Origin of the sequence: Sphingomonas sp. 8AM (assembly GCF_902506455.1) — a bacterium.
Taxonomy (GTDB): Bacteria; Pseudomonadota; Alphaproteobacteria; order Sphingomonadales; family Sphingomonadaceae; genus Sphingomonas.
Map to the genome: position 1 here is coordinate 1,808,582 of NZ_LR733844.1, position 18,061 is coordinate 1,826,642.

An 18,061-nucleotide genomic window follows, 5' to 3' on the forward strand; every position below is an offset into this window, starting at 1 on the left:
CACCTGCGCGTCTGGATTCCCGCCTGCGCGGGAATGACGGAACAAGTGTCAATCGTCCTGCCAGGTCACATTGTCGCGCTCGGTCAGCGCGATCGCGCCGGCCGGGCCCCAGGTGCCCGCGGAATAATGTTTCGGCTTGGTCTGGTTCGCGGCCCAGCCGGCGCGGATCGCGTCGATCCACTTCCATTGCGCCTCCACCTCGTCGCGGCGCACGAACAAGGTCTGGTCGCCCTCGATCAGGTCGAGCAGCAACCGCTCGTAGGCGATCCGGCGACGCTTGCCCGCGAATTCGGCGTCGAGGCTGAGGTTGAGCGGCACCTCGCGCAGCTTCAGCCCGTCGCGGTCCAGCCCCGGCTCCTTGGTCATCACCAGCAGCTGGATATATTCCTCCGGCTGCAGGCGGATGATGAGCGTGTTCGGTTGCAGCACCCCGCCGCGCCCCGAGAACATCGAGTGCGGCACCGGCTTGAACTGGATCGCGATCTCGCTGCGGCGCTTCGCCATGCGCTTGCCGGTGCGCAGGTAGAAGGGCACGCCCTGCCAGCGCCAATTGTCGATATGCGCCTTGATCGCGACAAACGTCTCGACGTTGCTGTCATAGCCGAGCTCGGTGTCATAGCCCTTGACGACCTTGCCGCCGACCGCACCCTCTTCATACTGGCCGGTGACCGTGTTCTGCGGAACCTGCTCGGGCGTCAGGTGCCGCATCGAGCGGAATACCTTGGCCTTCTCATCACGAATCGCGGTGCCGTCGTACAATGCCGGCGGCTCCATCGCGATCAGCGCGACGAGTTGCAGCATGTGGTTGGCGACCATGTCGCGCAGCGCACCCGCACCCTCGTAATAGCCGGCGCGATCCTCAAGCCCGACCGTCTCGGCGATCGTGATCTGGACGTTGTCGATGCCTTGCGCGTTCCAGATCGGCTCGAACATGGAATTGCCGAAGCGCAGTGCGAGGATGTTCTGCACCGTCTCCTTGCCGAGATAATGGTCGATGCGGAAGATGCGCTCTTCGGGGAAGACCGCCGCCACCGTGTCGTTGATCTCGCGGCTCGATTCGAGATCGTAGCCGAGCGGCTTCTCCAATCCGATCCGCACCGTCTCTCCGGCCAGCCCGACGCTCTGCAACCCCTTCACCGCCGGCTCGAACAGCGAGGGCGCGGTGGACAGGTAGATCGCCAGCCCGCCCGAAACGTCGCCGATCTTGTCGGCCAGCGCCTGGAAGGTCGTCGGGTCGGACAGGTCGACCGGCTGGAAGAAGACGCGGGCAAGGAACGACGACAGCGCGCTTTCATCCTTGCGGTCGGCGGGCAGGAACTCGTCGAGCGCCTTACGCGTCACGTCGCGGAACTGGTCGTCGGTCAGGTCGCCGCGCGCCGAACCGGTGATCGTCAGCCCCTCGGGCAGCAGGCCGTCGGCGTGCAGGCCGTACAGCGACGGCAACAGCATCCGCTTGGCGAGATCGCCCGTCGCACCGAACAACAGCAGCTTGCCGACCGGGTTGCGCTCCAACTCGCGTCTCCTTCTTACAGGGTCAGGCCGGCGACGGGATCGAGCCCGGCCATGATGTTCAAATTCTGCACCGCCGCACCCGCCGCGCCCTTGCCGAGATTGTCGAGCGTCGCGATCAGCAGCGCCTGCCCGGTCGCCTCGTTCCCGGTCACGCGCAGCGTCATGCGGTCGGTATTGGCATCGTCCTCGATCCGCACCATCGTCGCCGCCTCGTGCGCGAAGCGGACGACACGATTGCCGTCGTAAGCGCTCGCCAGCACCTCGGCGACGTCGGTCAGCGTCGCGCGCCGGGAGAGCTGGGCGAGATGCAGCGGCACCTGCACCACCATCCCGCGATAGGCGCGCGCCACTGCCGGCTGGAAGATCGGCGCGTGGGTCAGCCCGGCGTGGCGGCGCATTTCCGGCGCGTGCTTGTGGTTCAGCCCCAGCGCATAGGGGCGATAGGCGGTGATCGTCTCCCCGCCCTCGAATTCGGCGATCATCGCCTTGCCGCCGCCCGAATAGCCCGAGGTGGCGTTGACGCTAAGCAAGGTATCGGCGCCCAGCAGCCCGGCGCGGACCAGCGGGCGGACGAGCGCGAGGAAGCCGGTCGGATAGCAGCCGGGATTGCTGACGAACCGCGCGCCCGCGATCCGCTCGGCCTGGTCCGGCTCCAGTTCGGCGAAGCCATAGGTCCAGCGATCGGCGACACGGTGCGCGGTCGAGGCGTCGACGGCGCGCGTGCGGTCGTTGGCGATCATCGCCACCGCCTCGCGTGCGGCATCATCGGGCAGGCACAGCACGACATAGTCAGCGTCGTTGATCGCCTCGCGCCGCGCGGCTTCGTCCTTGCGGCGCGCCTCGTCGAGGGTGACGAGCGTGATGTCGCGCCGCGACTCGAGCCGCTCGCGGATCTCAAGCCCGGTGGTGCCGACCGCACCGTCGATGAAAACCTTGATCGTCATTTCGGCTGCACCGCATCGGCGTCGAGATACCCGACCGTTCCGCTGTCCACGGCAATCCCCCAGGCGATCCCGCCGGTCAGATCGAGCAGATCGAACGGCGCCCCGGCGGGAAGAGTGATAAGCGACGCGGCGGCGCGATCACGCGCCTCCCGCAACATCGACTCGCGCAGCACAGTTCGGCGCAATGGGGCAGCGTAATGCGGCGCGAAGACGCGATCGGCGAGGCGGACGTCGGCGATGTCGGGGCGCACGGCATGGGTGCGCGGATCGAGCGTTCGCGACCGGCCGACAAGCGCGAAGCCGCTACGCCCGGGCCGCATCCCCGGCGCCGTGGGGGCGGACGACGGCAGGGGCGGCATCCCCTTCGCCGATGAACTGGCCGAACTCTTCAAGAAAATCTGCCCCTTCGGTCGTGCGGGCGACGAAGATGTTGCGCTTGTCGCTGTCGTCGCGTTGCCGGCGCAGATAGCCCAGCGCACCCAGCCGATTCAAGGCGCGCGTCACGACCGGCTTCGACACGTTCAATATGCGCGCCAGCCCACGCACGGTGTGCGGCCCCGGTCGAAGATAAACCACGAGCAGGAGCGCCATCTGGCGGTTGGTGAGATCGGGCTCGCCCGAGCGCACATAATCGACCAGCGCATTCATCCACGAACTCAGTTCGGGTTGAGCCAATGTTGCCACGTCCTCGTCCCGCATCGAAAGAAGGCCGGATCATCCCGGACCTGTCGCTGGATTAACGCCCGCTTTCACCGCTGGTTTCAGCTATGTCTCGAATTTGGCACGCCGCTTGTCCGGGCGGGGGCGGGCGGCGCGGTTGATCCCGGCGCGTGGCTCCCCTATGTGGCCGGTGATCCGGGGGCGCCGCAGCGCGGACCGCCGGCTGTTTCTCGCTTCGGAATCGCGCCCAGCCCATGTTCACCTTCCTGATCGTCCTCCAGGCCATTATCGCGGCGGCGCTCGTCACCGTGATCCTGATGCAGCGGTCGGAAGGCGGCGGCCTGACCTCGTCGGGCAGCCCGTCGGGGCTGATGTCGGCGCGTGGTGCGGCCGATTTCCTGACCCGCGCGACTTCGGTGCTCGCCGGACTGTTCATCCTGATGAGCATCACGCTGGCGTTCCTGGCGGCGAGCCGCGGCGCGGTGTCGGTCGACACCTCGCTCCAGCGGCGCGCGCCGGCCGCGCAGACGCAGGCCCAGCCGCCGGTCGCGGCGCAGCCGGTACCGGCGACCGCGGACAACGCCGTCGCCCCGGCGCCGGCCGACAACGGCGTGCCGCTGGCCCGCTGATCGCTATCGTAGCGTCGTTTCGTCGCGCGCGGGTGTCCCGCGCGCTTGCCCTTTTGCGCATTTGAAGGTTAGGGGTTGCGTCCCATGGCGCGGTACATTTTCATCACCGGCGGCGTGGTCTCCTCGCTCGGCAAGGGTCTCATGGCGGCGAGCCTCGCGGCTCTGCTGCAGGCACGCGGCTATCGCGTCCGCATCCGCAAGTTCGATCCGTATCTCAACGTCGATCCGGGCACGATGAGCCCGTATCAGCACGGCGAGGTCTACGTTACGGACGACGGCGCGGAGACCGATCTCGACCTTGGCCATTACGAACGCTTCACCGGCGTCTCGGCGCGCCAGTCGGACAATGTCACGAGCGGACGCATCTACAAGACGATTATCGAGCGTGAGCGGCGCGGCGACTATCTCGGCGCGACGGTGCAGGTGATCCCGCACGTCACCGACGCGATCAAGGCGTTCGCGCGCGCCGAGGTCGACGATCTGGATTTCGTGCTCTGCGAGATCGGCGGCACCGTCGGCGATATCGAATCGCTGCCGTTCATCGAGGCGATCCGCCAGCTCCGCAACGAGGAGGGTCGCAACAACGCGATCAGCATCCACGTGACGCTGGTCCCCTATATCGCGGCGGCGGGTGAGCTGAAGACGAAGCCGACGCAGCATTCGGTGCGTGAATTGGCGGCGCTCGGCGTCCAGCCCGACGTGCTGGTGTGCCGCTGCGAACAGCCGCTTCCGGAGTCGGAGCGCGCCAAGATCGCGCTGTTCTGCAACGTTCCCGAAAGCGCGGTCATCCCCGCGCTCGACGCCAAGAGCATCTATGCGGTGCCGCTGCAATATCACGGCGAGGGGCTCGACTCGGAGGTGCTGCGCGCCTTCGGAATCACGCCGTCGTCGGCGCCGGACCTCACGCGCTGGGAAGAGATCGTCGAGCGGCTGATGCACCCCGAGGGCGAGGTGACGGTCGGCGTCGTCGGCAAATATGTCGGCCTGCAGGACGCGTACAAGTCGCTCAACGAGGCGCTGGTGCACGGGGGGATCGCCAACCGGGTCAAGGTCAACATCCGCTGGATCGACGCCGAATTGTTCGAGGGCGACGATGACGGCGAGATCGCCGCGCATCTCGAACCGTGCGACGCGATCCTCGTCCCCGGTGCGTTCGGGTCGCGCGGAGCGGAGGGCAAGATCGCCTCGGTCCGCTTCGCGCGCGAGCATAACGTGCCCTATTTCGGGATCTGCTTCGGGATGCAGATGGCGTGCGTCGAGGGTGCGCGCGATCTCGCCGGGATCGCTGCCGCTTCGTCGACCGAGTTCGGCCCGACGCCGGAGCCGGTCGTCGGGCTCATTACCGAGTGGATGGGCGAGCGCGGGCTGGAGAAGCGCGCTGAGAACGGTGATCTGGGCGGCACGATGCGCCTCGGTGCCTATCCGGCAGCGCTGGCCGGCAACAGCGTCGTCGGCTCGATTTACGGCAGCGATGCGATCAGCGAGCGCCACCGTCACCGGTACGAGGTGAACACCTCGTACCGAGAGGCGCTGGAGAAGGGCGGGCTGGTATTCTCCGGCATGTCGCCCGACGGGACGTTGCCCGAGATCGTCGAGCGCCCCGACCACCCGTGGTTCGTCGGCGTGCAGTTCCACCCGGAGCTGAAGAGCAAGCCGTTCGAGCCGCACCCGCTGTTCGCCAGCTTCATCGCGGCCGCAGTCAAGCAGAGTCGACTGGTATAAGACCGATCGTCATTGCCTCGTTTTGCTCGCAATGACGACGAAGTCTGCCGCGACCCCATTGCTCACCGATTACGTCCACGTTAACCTCTCGTTTACAAAGATAAACGGGAGGATGGCATGATCGGACGAGTGGCGACGCTGCTGTGCGCGGCGGCGATGACGGTAGCGGTTCCGGCAGCGGCGCAGACGAATGTGCCGCCCTTCTCTTCGCTGACGGTGTTCGGCGACAGCCTCGTCGACGCCGGCAACATCCGCAAGCTCGGCCTCGGCGCCGATCCGGCGCTGGGCTATGTCGACGGTCGGTTCACCAACGGCTACGACTATACCGACCTGCTGAGCCTGGCGATGTACGGTACGCCGACGGTGGCCTCGCTGAACGGCGGGACCAATTACGCCTATGGCGGCGCGCGGGCGACCGACACCACGCCTTTGCCCGACGCGCTGGAGCAGGTCGCACTCTACAAGGCCGCGCTCGCCAGGGGCGGGAAGGTTGATCCCAACGGCTTGTACGTCCTGAATTTCGGTGGGAACGACGTGTTCGCGGCGGTGAAGGGCGCGGCCGGCGGCGTATCCGATCCCGACGCCTTCCTGCTGGCGGCGGCGCAGAATTATGCCGCCGCGGTCGACGCGCTCAACAAGCTCGGCGCGCGCAACATCCTGTTGACCGGCTTCCCGGTCGCGACAGAAGGCACGCCGCTCGCCTATTCGATCAAGGCCGAGATCGATCTGGCGCAGGAACTGGCGAAGCTCGATCTCGCGGCTGACACCCGATTGATGCGCTACAGCTATCTCGATTTCTTTCAGCGGGTGCAAGCCAACCCGGGCGCCTTCAACCTGCCGAACCCGCTGATCCTGCCCGTGGACAAGAAGCCGCTGACCACCTGCCAGGGCGCGGCGGCCTACCCGGCGTGCACCGGTTATTTCTCGTTCGACGGCATCCACCCGACCGCCGCGATCCATCAGGCGCTCTTCGCGGACATCAACGGCAAGTTCGGCTTCGGGCTGACCGCCGTGCCGGAGCCGACGACCTGGGCGATGCTGGTGCTGGGCTTCGCCACCGTCGGTGCGGCGCTCCGCCGCGATCGTCGTCGGCGCGTGGTTGCCTGAGGGCGCGGCCGGACCGACCCTAAGCGCTGATCGTCATTGCGAGCGTAGCGAAGCAATCCGGGGCCGGATCAGGACGCCCTGGATTGCTTCGCTACGCTCGCAATAACGGATTTAACGGGGCGAAGGCCGCCCTGTCCCCGACAAAACGAGGGCGACACGCAAGTCAACAAACGGAAAGGCGCCCGAGCCTTGCGGCCCGGACGCCCCCACCGGCGCCTCGAAAGGGAGCAAAGAGACGCCGATCCCGGTCAGGCGGCCTGAGCTTCGTCGGCCGCCTTGTTCTCGACGGCGGCCAGCGGCGCGCCGGTCTTGATCGCGATGCTCTTCGGCTTCATCGCCTCGGGCACCTCGCGGACCAGATCGACCACCAACAGGCCGTCGTTCAGTCGTGCGTCCTCCACGAACACGAAGTCGGCAAGCTCGAACCGCCGCTCGAAGCTGCGGTTGGCAATGCCCAGATGGAGGAACTGGTTGTTGTCCGCCTTGTCGTCCTTCTTGCCGGTCACCAGCAACAGGTTCTGCTGCGCGACGATCTCAATCTCGTCACGGCTGAACCCGGCCACGGCCAGCGTGATGCGGTAGCGGTCTTCCGCCAGACGCTCCAGGTTGAACGGCGGGTAATTTTCGGCGCTGCTCCGCGCGTTGGCCTCGATGAGGTCGAACAGCCGATCGAAACCGATCGTGGAGCGGCGATAAGGGGTCAGATCGAAACGCATCGTCAAATCCTCCAATGAGCTATTTGAAAGCGGCGTCCGCAGTTGCGCGACGCCTGTTTCGTGCGGCCCGGTGACCGGCACCGCACGAACATGAATTTGGGGCCGAAGCGAAGCGTTTCAAGGGGTCGACAAACCCCTAGTTTGTTGATGGGATATGCGGTGTGCGGCACAGAGCCGTTTCAAGGTTTTAAAAGGGGTAACCGCATGTCCGTTACGCTCGCCTTGCTGCTGGCCGCCCAGGCGACCACGCAGCAGCCGCCGTCCACACCGGTCGTCGTCGGGGAACGCGAGACGGCGCCGACCACGCCGGGCGATCCCGACCGGAGCGAGGAGCAGGTGCAACGCAGCTCCGCCGCCGCCGACGTCGTCGTCACCGCGCGGCGGCGTGCCGAATCGGCACAGAACGTGCCGATCCCGATTTCGGTGGTCGGGGTGAAGGAGCTGGACGCGACCGGCAGCTTCAACATCCAGCGACTCCAGCAACTCCAGCCGACGCTGCAATTCTATTCGACCAATCCGCGCAACTCGTCGGTCAACATCCGCGGGCTCGGCGCGCCGCTCGGGCTCACCAACGACGGGATCGAGCAGGGCGTCGGCATCTATATCGACCAGGTCTATCTCAGCCGGGTCGCGGCGGCGACGCTCGACTTCCTTGACGTCCAGCAGATCGAGACGCTGCGCGGGCCGCAGGGGACGTTGTACGGCAAGAACACCGTCGCCGGCGCGATCAACATCACCAGCAAGGCGCCGAGCTTCACGTTGCAGGGCCGCGGCGAAGTGTCGGTCGGCAATCTGGAGTTCAAACAGGCCAAGGCGTCGATTTCCGGCCCGCTGACCGACAATGTCGCGATCCGGCTCGGCGTGTCGACGACCAGCCGGCGCGGCACGATCTACAATGTCGCGAGCAATCAATACGTCAATGCGCAGGACAATCTCGGCATCCGCACCGCGATCCTGTGGAAGGCGACCGACGACCTCGATCTGACGTTGTCGGGCGATTACTCGCGCCAGAACCCGAATTGCTGCGCGCAGATCTTCGTGCGTCTCGGCCAGACGCAGCGTCCGGCCAACCGCCAGTTCGACCAGCTCGCCGCCGCGCAGGGGTATGAGCCGCCGAGCCGCAACCCGTTCGACCGGCTGACCGATCTCGACGCCAAGCTCAGCGCGCGCAACCAGCTCGGCGGGCTGTCGCTGCGCGGCGAACAACGGCTGGGCGAGGGGACGCTGACCTCGATCACCGCCTATCGTTTCTGGGACTGGCTGCCCGCCAACGATCGTGATTTTACCGGGCTGCCGATCACGACGTTGTCGCAGAACCCGACGCGGCAGGACCAATATACGCAGGAATTCCGCTATGCCGGGAAGGCGGAGCATTTCGATTACGTGCTGGGGCTGTTCGGTTTCTACCAGACGATCCACACCACCGGCACGCAGCGGCAGGGCCCGGCGGCGAGCCGCTGGCTGATCAATCCGTCGAGCGCCCTGTCGCGCGATCCGTCGGTGCTGAACGGGCTGACCGCCGCCAACGACATCCGCCTCAAGAACTTCTCGGGCGCGGTCTTCGGCAAGCTCAACTGGAACGTGACTGACGCCTTCACGCTGTCGCCGGGCGTGCGGCTCAACTACGACGACAAGACCGGCAGCTATATCAGCGTGGTGCGTGACGGGCAGGGCAATCTCGTCCCAGCAACCGGTGGCGATGCGCGTCAGGCGGCGCAGCGCGACGCGATCCAGCCACAGGAATTCCGGGACCAGAAGTTCCGGGAATGGAACGTCTCCTACGACCTGACCGCGTCGTACAAGCCATCGCGCGACGTGCTGCTGTACGGCACCTATGCGCACAGCTTCAAATCGGGCGGGCTCAACCTGAATGGCGTGCCGGTGGTGGGCGGCGTGGTGCAGACGCAACTGGCGCAGGTCGCGCCGGAAAAGGTCGACCATTTCGAGCTGGGCGTGAAATCGCAATTCTGGGATCGCAAGGTGACGTTCAACGTCACCGGCTTCTGGACCGAGATCAGCGACTATCAGGCGGTGGTCAACAACAGCTCGACCTCGACGCTACGCGGCTATCTCGCCAACGCGGGCAAGGTGCGCGTGCGCGGTGTCGAGGCTGACTTCTCGGTGCGGCCGAGCGATCGCGTCAACCTCTACACCAACGGCGCGTTTACCGATCACAAGTACGTCGACTTCAAGAATGCGCCATGCCCGCCGGAACTGTCGGGTGGCGGCAGCGGCGCGACGATCGGCGCGCCGGGGCAGCCGGGCACCAACAGCCCGGTCGCGTGTGACATCTCGGGTCAGTGGCTGCCGGGCATTTCGAAGTTCGCCTTTTCTTATGGTGGCGAGTATAATCTGCCCGGTGAGGTGTTCGGAAAATCGGGCGAGGCCTATGTCGGCGTCGACGCCAATTCGCGAACGAAATTCTCGTCCAATGCCTCGCGGTCGATCTATACCGACGTCAACGGCTATACGCTGGTCAATGCGCGGCTCGGCTTCCGCACCGATAGCGGGGTCAATGTGTTCGGCTGGGTGCGCAACCTGTTCGACACCGAATATTACGAGGTGCTGGCGACGACGCCGGGGAACACCGGGCTGATCGCCGGCAATGTCGGCGATCCGCGGACGTACGGTCTGACAATCGGGTTCGGCTTCTGATGATTCCACCGTCGCCCCGGACCTGATCCGGGATCCCGCTTCTTCTCAACAGAAGTAAGAAGCGGGATCCCGGATCAAGTCCGGGAGGACGGAGGAGCGGCGCAACCATTGTCCCCCGGCGCAGGCCGGGGCCCGGTTGGAAAGGTTTGCGGGGTAATCCACAGCGCCAGCCGCGGGCGGCCGGCAAAGCCGCCGTCCTGACGTCGAAGGGGATCGGCTGAGGCCGACCCGCCGGCCGGTTTGGTCGCCGCTTCGCGACGCCCGGTGCGTGCACCGGGCTGCGACCGAACGGCAAACGCCCGGGCCGTTATCCACGACCCGGGCGCCTGCGTGACGATCGCTCGTCAGCCCCCTATCCAGCCCTCCGCCCGCGCGCTTTTCCCGAGGGATCAGCGGGGCTTGATGGCGTTCCCCGAACCACGGCCTTTTGCCTGTGTGCCAGTGCCCGCAGGTATGCGGCGGGGCTTGTTCGCTGTCGATACAAATGAACGGCGGCAAAACCGATTGCGGCGACTATGTGACGATTCCGCAACAGCCCCCATTGCGCATCCCGGGGTGGCTCCCTATCGCAGCCGGCATGTTGCTGTCCCGCTACGAGAGCATGATCGCACGGCGGTATCTGCTGCCGGGCAAGGGCGAACGGTTCATCGTGCTGGTGGCGGGATTCTCGCTCGGCGCGGTGATGCTGGGGGTCGCCGCGCTGGTGATCGTGATGAGCGTCATGAACGGTTTCCGGGCCGAGCTGTTCGACAAGATCGTCGGGCTGAACGGCCACGCGGTGGTGCAGGGCTACAACAACAGGCTCGACAACTGGCCGCGGGTTGTGGCGCTGGCGAAGGCGACGCCGGGCGTGACCAGCGCGGTGCCGATGATCGAGCAGCCGCTGTTCGCCACGTACAACGGCCGCGCCGAGGCGATCCTGTTGCGCGGGATGCGCCCCGAGGACATCCGCACCAACGCCACCATCCGCACCAAGATCGTCGCCGGCAGCCTCGCGACACTGGCGCCGAACAGCGGCAATGTCGCGATCGGGGCGCGGCTGGCCGAGCAGCTTGGCGCGACGATCGGTTCGCAGATCACGGTCATCAGCCCGCTCGGCTATTCCACCCCGATGGGAACGGTGCCGCGCAGCGTGATCTACACGGTCGGCGCGATCTTCGAGGTCGGCGTATATGATTATGACAAGGCCTATGTCATCATGCCGCTGCAGGATGCGCAGACGCTGCTGCTGACCGGTGACACGGTCGGGATGATCGAACTGCAGACGACCGATGCCGACAAGGTCGGCGAGATCCTCGCCCCGCTCGCCAAGCAGATCCAGCCGTACGGCGTGGTCAGCGACTGGCGACGGCTCAACTCGGAGCTGTTCGACGCGCTGGCGGTCGAGCGCGTGGCGATGTTCGTGGTGCTGTGCATCATCATCCTCGTCGCGGCGTTCAACATCGCCAGCTCGTTGATCATGCTGGTGCGCGCCAAGACCCGCGACATCGCGATCCTGCGGACGATGGGCGCGAGCCGCGGCGCGATGCTGCGAATCTTCATAACGGTCGGCACGACGATCGGCGTGCTGGGCACCTTCGCCGGGCTGCTGCTGGGGGCGGTGTTCCTGTTCTTCCGGCAGTCGGTGGTCAATTTCGTCCAGCTGCTCACCGGACAGAATTTGTGGGATCCGTCGATCCGCTATCTCACCGAGCTGCCGTCGAAGGTCGATCCGGTGGAGGTGACCGCGATCGTCATCATCACGTTGCTGATGACCTTCCTCGCCACCGTCTATCCGGCGCTCAAGGCCGCCAATACCGACCCGGTCGAGGTGCTGCGCTATGAATGACGTACCCGCGGCGGTCGACGGCGCGCCCGCGGTCCTGCGAACCACGGGACTTGCGCGCAGCTTCACGCAGGGCGATGCGACGATCCACGTGCTGCGCGGCGTCGACCTGGCGGTGCGCCCCGGCGAGATCGTCGCGCTGCTGGGGCCGTCGGGCTCGGGCAAATCGACCCTGTTGCAGGCGGTCGGGTTGCTCGAAGGCGGCTTCTCGGGCTCGATCCGCATTGCGGGCGTCGAGGCCGCAAAGCTCGACGCCGCCGGGCGTACCGCGCTGCGCCGCGACCGCCTGGGGTTCGTCTACCAGTTCCACCACCTGCTGCCCGACTTCAATGCGATCGAGAATGTCGTTCTGCCGCAACTCATCCAGGGTGCGGAGCGTGCGCCGGCCGAGGAGCGTGCCGCCGCGCTGCTGACCGCGCTTGGCGTCGGGCATCGCCTGACGCATCGGCCCTCGGCGCTGTCGGGCGGCGAGCAGCAGCGCGTCGCGGTCGCACGCGCGCTCGCCAACCGTCCGGCGCTGGTGCTCGCCGATGAGCCGACCGGCAACCTCGACGAGGCCACCGCGGACCGCGTGCTGGCTGAGTTCCTGCGGCTGGTGCGCGGCGAGGGCTCGGCTGCGCTGGTCGCGACGCATAACGAGCGGCTGGCGGCGCGCATGGACCGCGTCGTCCGGCTTCACGAGGGGCAATTGGAGAGTGCGGAATGAGTGTCGAGGCGTGGCGAACCGTGCCGACCCTGGTCGGACGCCATGTCACGTTACGCCCGCTCGACCGCGCGGATCGCCCCGCGCTGCTGGCGGCGTTCAGCGGGCTGGCGCAGGTGTTCGCCACGGCCGTGCCCAATCCGGTGACGATCGACGACTGGTTCGATACGCTGGTGGCGCAACAGGCGGCGGGTCGCGTGCTGCCGTTCACCCTGCTCGACGCCGACGGACAGGTCGCCGGCGCTACGCGGCTGCTGCGGACGAGCCCGGGCTGTCACCGTGCCGAGATCGGCGGCACGCTCTACGCACGTCGCGTGCAGCGTACCGCGCTGAGTACCGAGATGAAGCGGCTGCTGCTCGGCCACGGCTTCGACAGGCTCGGCTGTCAGTGTGTGCAATTGCGCGCCAACTGGCGCAATTCCGCCTCGCGCCTGGCAATCGAACGGCTTGGCGCGCGCGGGGAGGCCGTGCTGCGCTGGCACTCGGTGAGCGGGAATGGCGAAGTGAGCGATACGGTCGTTTATTCGATCCTCGCGGACGAATGGCCGGAGGTGCGGCGCAATCTCGATTATCTATTGGAGCGTCCGCAATGACCGCGATCACCGACCTGATTGTCACGGGCGCGGATGGCGCGCCCGTTCGGCTCGATCAATGGCGCGGGCAGGTGCTGCTGATCGTCAACACCGCCTCAAAGTGCGGATTTACGCCACAGTACGAGGGACTGGAAGCGCTGCACCGCCGCTACGCCGGGCGCGGTTTTGCGGTGCTCGGCTTCCCCTGCAACCAGTTCGGGGCGCAGGAGCCCGGCGATGCGGCGGAGATCGCGAACTTCTGCTCGCTGACCTATGACGTGACCTTCCCGGTGTTCGCAAAGATCGATGTCAACGGCGCGCAGGCCGATCCGCTGTTCGAGCGGCTGAAGGTCGAAGCACCGGGGGTGCTCGGGACCAAGGCAGTAAAGTGGAACTTCACCAAATTCCTGATCGACCGCGATGGCAGGGTCGTGCGCCGCTACGCTCCGACGACCAAGCCCGACGAGATCACCGCCGACATCGAGACGCTGCTCTAACCGATGTTCGGCGATCGCGTGGTGCTCGGCTGCATGTTCGGGCTGATCCTCGCGATCCTTGCGCTGCTGCTGGTCGCGATGGCGTTGGTGCATGTGGCGGCGCGGTAACTACCGCCCGTCAGTCCCGCGTAGGCGGAAATTCAGACGCGCGGGCCTGTCGACAGAGGCGCGATGCCAGAGGTTCTGGATTCCTGCCTGCGCGGGAGTGACGGTCAGGGCGAAACGCCGGGTCAGCCCCACCAGGCAGCTCACCCCGGCATCGCAAACGCATCGGCACCCTTGCGATGGTCGCTCGCCGCGGTGATCGCAGTCACGCCGCCGACCAGAAAGCTTACCCCGAGGATGAACCCCGGCAGCGTCAGCGCCGACCACGGCACCGTCGCCAGAATAAACCCGGCCAGCAGGATGTTGACCACGCCCAGCGCGATCATCAGCCCGCGCCGCCGCCGCATCCGGAAGCCCAGCACGACCTCCAGCACGCCGCGGACCAGCAACCACACCGTCACCATCAACGTCAGCGACAGCGCGCCGGTCGCCGGCTCGAACACCATCACCGCGCCGACGATCACCGACAGCAGGCCGAACAGCACCGCATAGATGCGCCCCTCATGACCCTGCCCGAACAGCCCGGCGGCGATCGAGAACACGCCCGAGACGAACAGCAGCGCGCCGATCACCACCGTCGCCGCATAGGTCGCCGCAAACGGCCAGACGAACGCCGCCACGCCCAGCAGCACCGACACCACGCCATAGGCCATGATCCAGCCCCATCCCGCGCCGGTCGCCGGGCCGGGGATGCCGAACCCGCGTTCCGATGAAGCTCCGAATTGCGCCATGTCGATCACTCCATTCCGGCTGGGCGAACGGGTCGGCGTGTTCGCGGTTCCGCTCAAGCGGTCGGGGATGGTCGAATCGGGTCGGCGCGCCTAGGTTGCAGCGATGCCGCATTCCGGGTTCGTGCCACTCCGCATCTTCTCCAGCTACACCATGCTCGATGGCGCGATCGAGCCGAAGGCGATCGCCAGGCGCGCTGCGAAGCTCGGCTTCCCCGCCGCGGCGCTGACCGACCGCAACGGCCTGTATGCCGCGATGGCGTTCTCGGACGCAGCGATGGGCGCGGGCGTACAGCCGGTGATCGGCACGATGCTGGGCGTCGCGCGCCCCGACATGCCCGAGGGCGTCGCGACCGCGACCGACTGGATCGCGCTCTATGCGCAGGACGAGACCGGCTACGACAACCTTTGCGCGCTCGTCAGCCATGCGCATCTCGACCGCCCGCTCGAACTCGCACCGCATGTCGGGTTCGAAATGCTGGAGCGTCATTCCGCCGGGCTGATCGCGCTGACCGCTGGCGGCGAGGGCGGGGTGGCCCGGCTGTTCGCCGAGGACCAGCCCGACCGCGCCATCGCTTACGCCGATCGCCTCCACGCGATCTTCGGCGACCGGCTCTATATCGAATTGTGCCGCCGCGACGATGCGATCGAGGACAAGGCCGAGCCGCTGCTGCTCGACCTCGCCTATGACCGTAACTGGCCGATCGTCGCGACCAATCCATGCTGTTTCGAGGAAGCCGATTTCGGTGACGCGCATGACGCGATGCTGTGCATCGCCTCGTCGAGCTATGTCGAAAGCGAGGATCGTCCGCGCAGCTGCGGCCATGCGTGGATGAAGCCCGCAATCGACATGGCGGCGCTGTTCGCCGATCTGCCCGAGGCGCTCGCGAACACATTGGTGGTCGCGCAACGCTGTGCGGTCGCCGCGCCGAAGCGCAAGCCGATCCTCCCCAGCCTGGCGGGCGACCGCGAGGGCGAGGCGGCGATGCTCCGCAACGACGCCGCGGCCGGGCTGGAGGCGCGGCTCGACCGGATCGAGGAACTCGGCGCGCAGCCTGCCGACGATCCGAACTGGCGCGAGACGTATCGCGAGCGGCTGGCGTTCGAGGTCGACGTCATCATCCAGATGGGTTTCCCCGGCTATTTCCTGATCGTCGCCGACTTTATCAAATGGGCGAAGGATCACGACATTCCGGTCGGGCCGGGGCGTGGCTCGGGTGCGGGCTCGGTCGTCGCCTGGGCGCTGACGATCACCGATCTCGATCCGATCAAGCTGGGCCTGCTGTTCGAGCGCTTCCTGAACCCGGAACGCGTGTCGATGCCCGACTTCGACATCGATTTCTGCGAAACGCGGCGTGGCGAGGTGATCCGCTACGTGCAGGAGAAATACGGCCGCGATCAGGTCGCGCAGATCATCACCTTCGGTAAGCTGAAGGCGCGCGCGGTGCTCAAGGACACCGGGCGCGTGCTCCAGATGAGCTATGGCCAGATCGACCGGCTGGCGAAGCTGGTGCCGAACCACCCGACCGATCCGTGGGACCTCAAGCGCGCGCTGAACGGCGTGCCGGAGATTGCGCGCGAATATTCCAACGACAATCAGGTCCGGCACCTGTGGGACCTCGCGACCAAGCTGGAGGGGCTGCCGCGCCACTCCTCGACCCACGCCGCCGGCGTGGTGATCGGCGACCGCCCGCTCGCGCAACTGGTCCCGCTCTACCGCGATCCGCGTTCGGATATGCCGGTCACGCAGTTCGACATGAAATATGTCGAGGGCGCGGGGCTGGTCAAGTTCGACTTTCTCGGGCTCAAGACGCTGTCGGTGCTCAAGAAGGCGATCGAGCTGCTCAGGAAGCGCGACATTCACGTCGATCTCGATGCGCTGCAATGGGACGATGAGGGCGTCTACAAATTGCTTCAGCGCGGCGACACAGTCGGCGTGTTCCAGCTCGAATCGGAGGGGATGCGCCGCACGCTGTCGGCGGTGCGCCCGACCAATTTCGGCGACATCGTCGCACTCGTCTCGCTCTACCGCCCCGGCCCGATGGACAACATCCCGTCGTTCGGGCGGCGCAAGCAGGGGACGGAGGAGATCACCTATCCGCACCCGTTGCTGGAGCCGATCCTTGCCGAGACCTACGGCATCTTCGTCTATCAGGAACAGGTGATGCAGGCCGCGCAGGTGCTGGCGGGCTATTCGCTCGGCGGCGCGGACCTGTTGCGGCGCGCGATGGGCAAGAAGATCAAGGCGGAGATGGACGCACAGCGCGCCACCTTCGTCACCGGTTGCGCCGAGCACAACCAGATCCCCGCGCCCTACGCCAACCAGCTGTTCGACTTGATCGACAAATTCGCGGGCTATGGCTTCAACAAGTCGCACGCCGCGGCCTATGCGCTGCTCGCCTATCAGACCGCGTGGCTCAAGGCGCATCACCCGGCGGAATTCTTTGCCGCGTCGATGTGTTACGACCTGCACCTGACCGACAAACTGGCGATCTTCGTTGATGACGCGCGGCGGCTCGGCATTCCTTTGCTCCCGCCGTGCATCAACGGCAGCGTCGCCGAGTTCGACGTGCAGGTGAACGACGAGGGCCAGCCGGCGGTCCGCTACGCGCTCGCCGCGCTGAAGTCGGTCGGCGAAGGCGCGATGGAGAAGCTCTGCGAGGAGCGCACCACATCGGGTCCGTTCAAGAGCCTCGACGATCTCGCCGCACGCGTCGATCCGCGGCTGCTCAACAAGCGCCAGCTCGAAACGCTCGCGGCAGGCGGCGCATTCGATGGCCTGGAGCCCAACCGCGCCGGTCTCCATGCCGTCGCCGAGACGGTGCTGGCGATCGCCGCGCGCACGCACGAGGGGCGGACCAGCGGGCAGGGCGGGCTGTTCGGCGACGATGCCGGCGCGGGCGACGCGATCAAGCTGCCCGCCAACGTGCGCTGGTCGCTCGCCGAGCGGATGGAGCAGGAGAAGGAGGCGTTCGGCTTCTATTTTTCCGCGCATCCGGTCGACCGCTACCGGCATCTCGCCAAGACACACGGCGCACGCACCTATGTGACGCTCGGCGAGTTGCAGATCGCCGACGGCGCGCGCGTGATGGCGACGATGGCGGTGCTGGTCGAGGAAGCGCGCTGGCGTACCTCGGCGCGCGGCAAGCGTTACATGATGGCGACGCTCTCCGACGCGACCGGTCAGTTCATGGCGACCTGCTTCGACGACGGCCCGGCCGCCGATCTCGAGGAGGCCGCCAAGAACGGCGGCTGCGGCTTGGCGACGGTCGAGCTGGACCGCCGCCCCGGCGAGGAAACCCCGCGCGTCACGGTCAAGTCGATCAAGCCGTTCGAAACGCTCGCCACCTCAACGCGCTTTGCGCTGGAGGTGCATGTCGCCGACGCCAGCGCGGTGGCGGGGCTCGCCGCGCTGATCGGCCCGTTGCGCGGCGCACGCGGCAAGGTGACGCTCAAGGTGCCGATCGGCGAAGGCGAGATCGCGACCGTGATCCTCGACCGCGACTTCGCGCTCGACGCGGAACTGGCGGAGCGGATCGAGGCGCTGCCCGGCGTGACCAAGGTGGATTTCGAAGTCGAGGAAACGCGGTTGCGGTCGGTCGGGTGACGCCGACGCCGGCATTGCGAGCGTAGCGGAGCAGTGACGAACCAACTGGCGGATTGTCTCGGGAAATGCCGGCAGCTGT

Annotated in this window: 15 protein-coding genes; 9 read left to right on the top strand and 6 right to left on the bottom strand. The window is 66.7% G+C overall.

What is annotated here, in order from left to right; translation table 11 throughout:
* Positions 1-48: 48 nt before the first annotated feature.
* From zwf to BACI71_RS08610, 4 genes are read right to left on the bottom strand one after another with little or no spacing between them, the layout of a single operon-like run.
* The gene (gene zwf, locus BACI71_RS08595) at positions 49-1,512 is read right to left on the bottom strand and encodes a glucose-6-phosphate dehydrogenase (protein WP_159757608.1); all 1,464 of its coding nucleotides are present in this window, start codon (positions 1,510-1,512) and stop codon (positions 49-51) included.
* Between the two features lie 14 nt (positions 1,513-1,526).
* Entirely contained in the window at positions 1,527-2,456 is a 930-nt protein-coding gene (gene argC / locus BACI71_RS08600) for an N-acetyl-gamma-glutamyl-phosphate reductase (RefSeq protein WP_159757611.1), read from the bottom strand.
* Positions 2,453-2,776, bottom strand: coding sequence for an SH3 domain-containing protein (locus BACI71_RS08605; protein ID WP_159757614.1), 324 nt, complete (start codon positions 2,774-2,776; stop codon positions 2,453-2,455). Before BACI71_RS08605 ends, argC begins: the two co-directional genes overlap by 4 nt.
* Positions 2,760-3,104, bottom strand: coding sequence for a MarR family transcriptional regulator (locus tag BACI71_RS08610; protein WP_159757617.1), 345 nt, complete (start codon positions 3,102-3,104; stop codon positions 2,760-2,762). Before BACI71_RS08610 ends, BACI71_RS08605 begins: the two co-directional genes overlap by 17 nt.
* A gap of 266 nt (positions 3,105-3,370) precedes the next feature.
* Between BACI71_RS08610 and secG the strand changes: the two genes are divergently transcribed.
* The 3 genes from secG to BACI71_RS17905 all read left to right on the top strand — a co-directional run bounded on the left by secG (position 3,371) and on the right by BACI71_RS17905 (position 6,574).
* A complete protein-coding gene (secG, locus tag BACI71_RS08615) occupies positions 3,371-3,745 on the top strand; it encodes a preprotein translocase subunit SecG (RefSeq protein ID WP_159757620.1) in 375 nt (124 codons plus the stop codon).
* An 84-nt stretch (positions 3,746-3,829) separates the two neighbouring features.
* Positions 3,830-5,467 (top strand): CTP synthase, encoded by a 1,638-nt coding sequence (locus tag BACI71_RS08620; protein WP_159757623.1) that lies wholly within the window; start codon positions 3,830-3,832, stop codon positions 5,465-5,467.
* A gap of 117 nt (positions 5,468-5,584) precedes the next feature.
* The gene (locus BACI71_RS17905) at positions 5,585-6,574 is read left to right on the top strand and encodes an SGNH/GDSL hydrolase family protein (RefSeq protein WP_159761024.1); all 990 of its coding nucleotides are present in this window, start codon (positions 5,585-5,587) and stop codon (positions 6,572-6,574) included.
* Positions 6,575-6,822: 248 nt separating this feature from the next.
* Here BACI71_RS17905 and BACI71_RS08630 read toward each other — a convergent pair whose 3' ends face one another.
* A complete protein-coding gene (locus BACI71_RS08630) occupies positions 6,823-7,290 on the bottom strand; it encodes an Hsp20 family protein (protein WP_159761026.1) in 468 nt (155 codons plus the stop codon).
* 204 nt (positions 7,291-7,494) lie between these two features.
* Here BACI71_RS08630 and BACI71_RS08635 point away from each other — a divergent pair, with 204 nt between their 5' ends.
* The 5 genes from BACI71_RS08635 (at position 7,495) to BACI71_RS08655 (ending at position 13,542) form a co-directional block, all read left to right on the top strand.
* Positions 7,495-9,945 carry a TonB-dependent receptor gene (locus BACI71_RS08635; protein WP_159757627.1) on the top strand — a complete coding sequence of 817 codons (2,451 nt, stop codon included), beginning with the start codon at positions 7,495-7,497 and terminating at the stop codon, positions 9,943-9,945.
* Positions 9,946-10,522: 577 nt separating this feature from the next.
* Complete coding sequence (locus tag BACI71_RS08640) at positions 10,523-11,773, top strand: lipoprotein-releasing ABC transporter permease subunit (RefSeq protein ID WP_159757630.1); 1,251 nt, start codon at positions 10,523-10,525, stop codon at positions 11,771-11,773.
* A complete protein-coding gene (locus tag BACI71_RS08645) occupies positions 11,766-12,476 on the top strand; it encodes an ABC transporter ATP-binding protein (RefSeq protein WP_159757633.1) in 711 nt (236 codons plus the stop codon). Before BACI71_RS08640 ends, BACI71_RS08645 begins: the two co-directional genes overlap by 8 nt.
* Positions 12,473-13,066: a GNAT family N-acetyltransferase gene (locus BACI71_RS08650; protein ID WP_159757636.1), complete on the top strand. Its 594-nt coding sequence runs from the start codon at positions 12,473-12,475 to the stop codon at positions 13,064-13,066. Before BACI71_RS08645 ends, BACI71_RS08650 begins: the two co-directional genes overlap by 4 nt.
* On the top strand, positions 13,063-13,542 hold the full coding sequence (locus tag BACI71_RS08655) for a glutathione peroxidase (protein ID WP_159757639.1): 480 nt from the start codon (positions 13,063-13,065) through the stop codon (positions 13,540-13,542). Before BACI71_RS08650 ends, BACI71_RS08655 begins: the two co-directional genes overlap by 4 nt.
* 248 nt (positions 13,543-13,790) lie before the next feature.
* Here BACI71_RS08655 and BACI71_RS08660 read toward each other — a convergent pair whose 3' ends face one another.
* Entirely contained in the window at positions 13,791-14,378 is a 588-nt protein-coding gene (locus BACI71_RS08660) for an HdeD family acid-resistance protein (RefSeq protein WP_159757641.1), read from the bottom strand.
* Positions 14,379-14,481: 103 nt separating this feature from the next.
* On the opposite strand from BACI71_RS08660, the gene dnaE reads away from it, so the two are divergent.
* Complete coding sequence (gene dnaE / locus BACI71_RS08665; protein WP_159757644.1) at positions 14,482-17,982, top strand: DNA polymerase III subunit alpha; 3,501 nt, start codon at positions 14,482-14,484, stop codon at positions 17,980-17,982.
* Positions 17,983-18,061 lie beyond the last annotated feature (79 nt).

Coding starts and splice junctions, on each gene's coding strand:
- argC (WP_159757611.1), bottom strand. CDS start 2,456: ATGACGATCAAGGTTTTCATCGACGGTGCGGTCGGCACCACCGGGCTT.
- secG (WP_159757620.1), top strand. CDS start 3,371: ATGTTCACCTTCCTGATCGTCCTCCAGGCCATTATCGCGGCGGCGCTC.
- BACI71_RS08605 (WP_159757614.1), bottom strand. CDS start 2,776: ATGCGGCCCGGGCGTAGCGGCTTCGCGCTTGTCGGCCGGTCGCGAACG.
- BACI71_RS08645 (WP_159757633.1), top strand. CDS start 11,766: ATGAATGACGTACCCGCGGCGGTCGACGGCGCGCCCGCGGTCCTGCGA.
- BACI71_RS08630 (WP_159761026.1), bottom strand. CDS start 7,290: ATGCGTTTCGATCTGACCCCTTATCGCCGCTCCACGATCGGTTTCGAT.
- BACI71_RS08635 (WP_159757627.1), top strand. CDS start 7,495: ATGTCCGTTACGCTCGCCTTGCTGCTGGCCGCCCAGGCGACCACGCAG.
- BACI71_RS08655 (WP_159757639.1), top strand. CDS start 13,063: ATGACCGCGATCACCGACCTGATTGTCACGGGCGCGGATGGCGCGCCC.
- BACI71_RS08620 (WP_159757623.1), top strand. CDS start 3,830: ATGGCGCGGTACATTTTCATCACCGGCGGCGTGGTCTCCTCGCTCGGC.
- BACI71_RS08660 (WP_159757641.1), bottom strand. CDS start 14,378: ATGGCGCAATTCGGAGCTTCATCGGAACGCGGGTTCGGCATCCCCGGC.
- BACI71_RS08610 (WP_159757617.1), bottom strand. CDS start 3,104: ATGAATGCGCTGGTCGATTATGTGCGCTCGGGCGAGCCCGATCTCACC.
- dnaE (WP_159757644.1), top strand. CDS start 14,482: ATGCCGCATTCCGGGTTCGTGCCACTCCGCATCTTCTCCAGCTACACC.
- BACI71_RS17905 (WP_159761024.1), top strand. CDS start 5,585: ATGATCGGACGAGTGGCGACGCTGCTGTGCGCGGCGGCGATGACGGTA.
- BACI71_RS08650 (WP_159757636.1), top strand. CDS start 12,473: ATGAGTGTCGAGGCGTGGCGAACCGTGCCGACCCTGGTCGGACGCCAT.
- BACI71_RS08640 (WP_159757630.1), top strand. CDS start 10,523: ATGTTGCTGTCCCGCTACGAGAGCATGATCGCACGGCGGTATCTGCTG.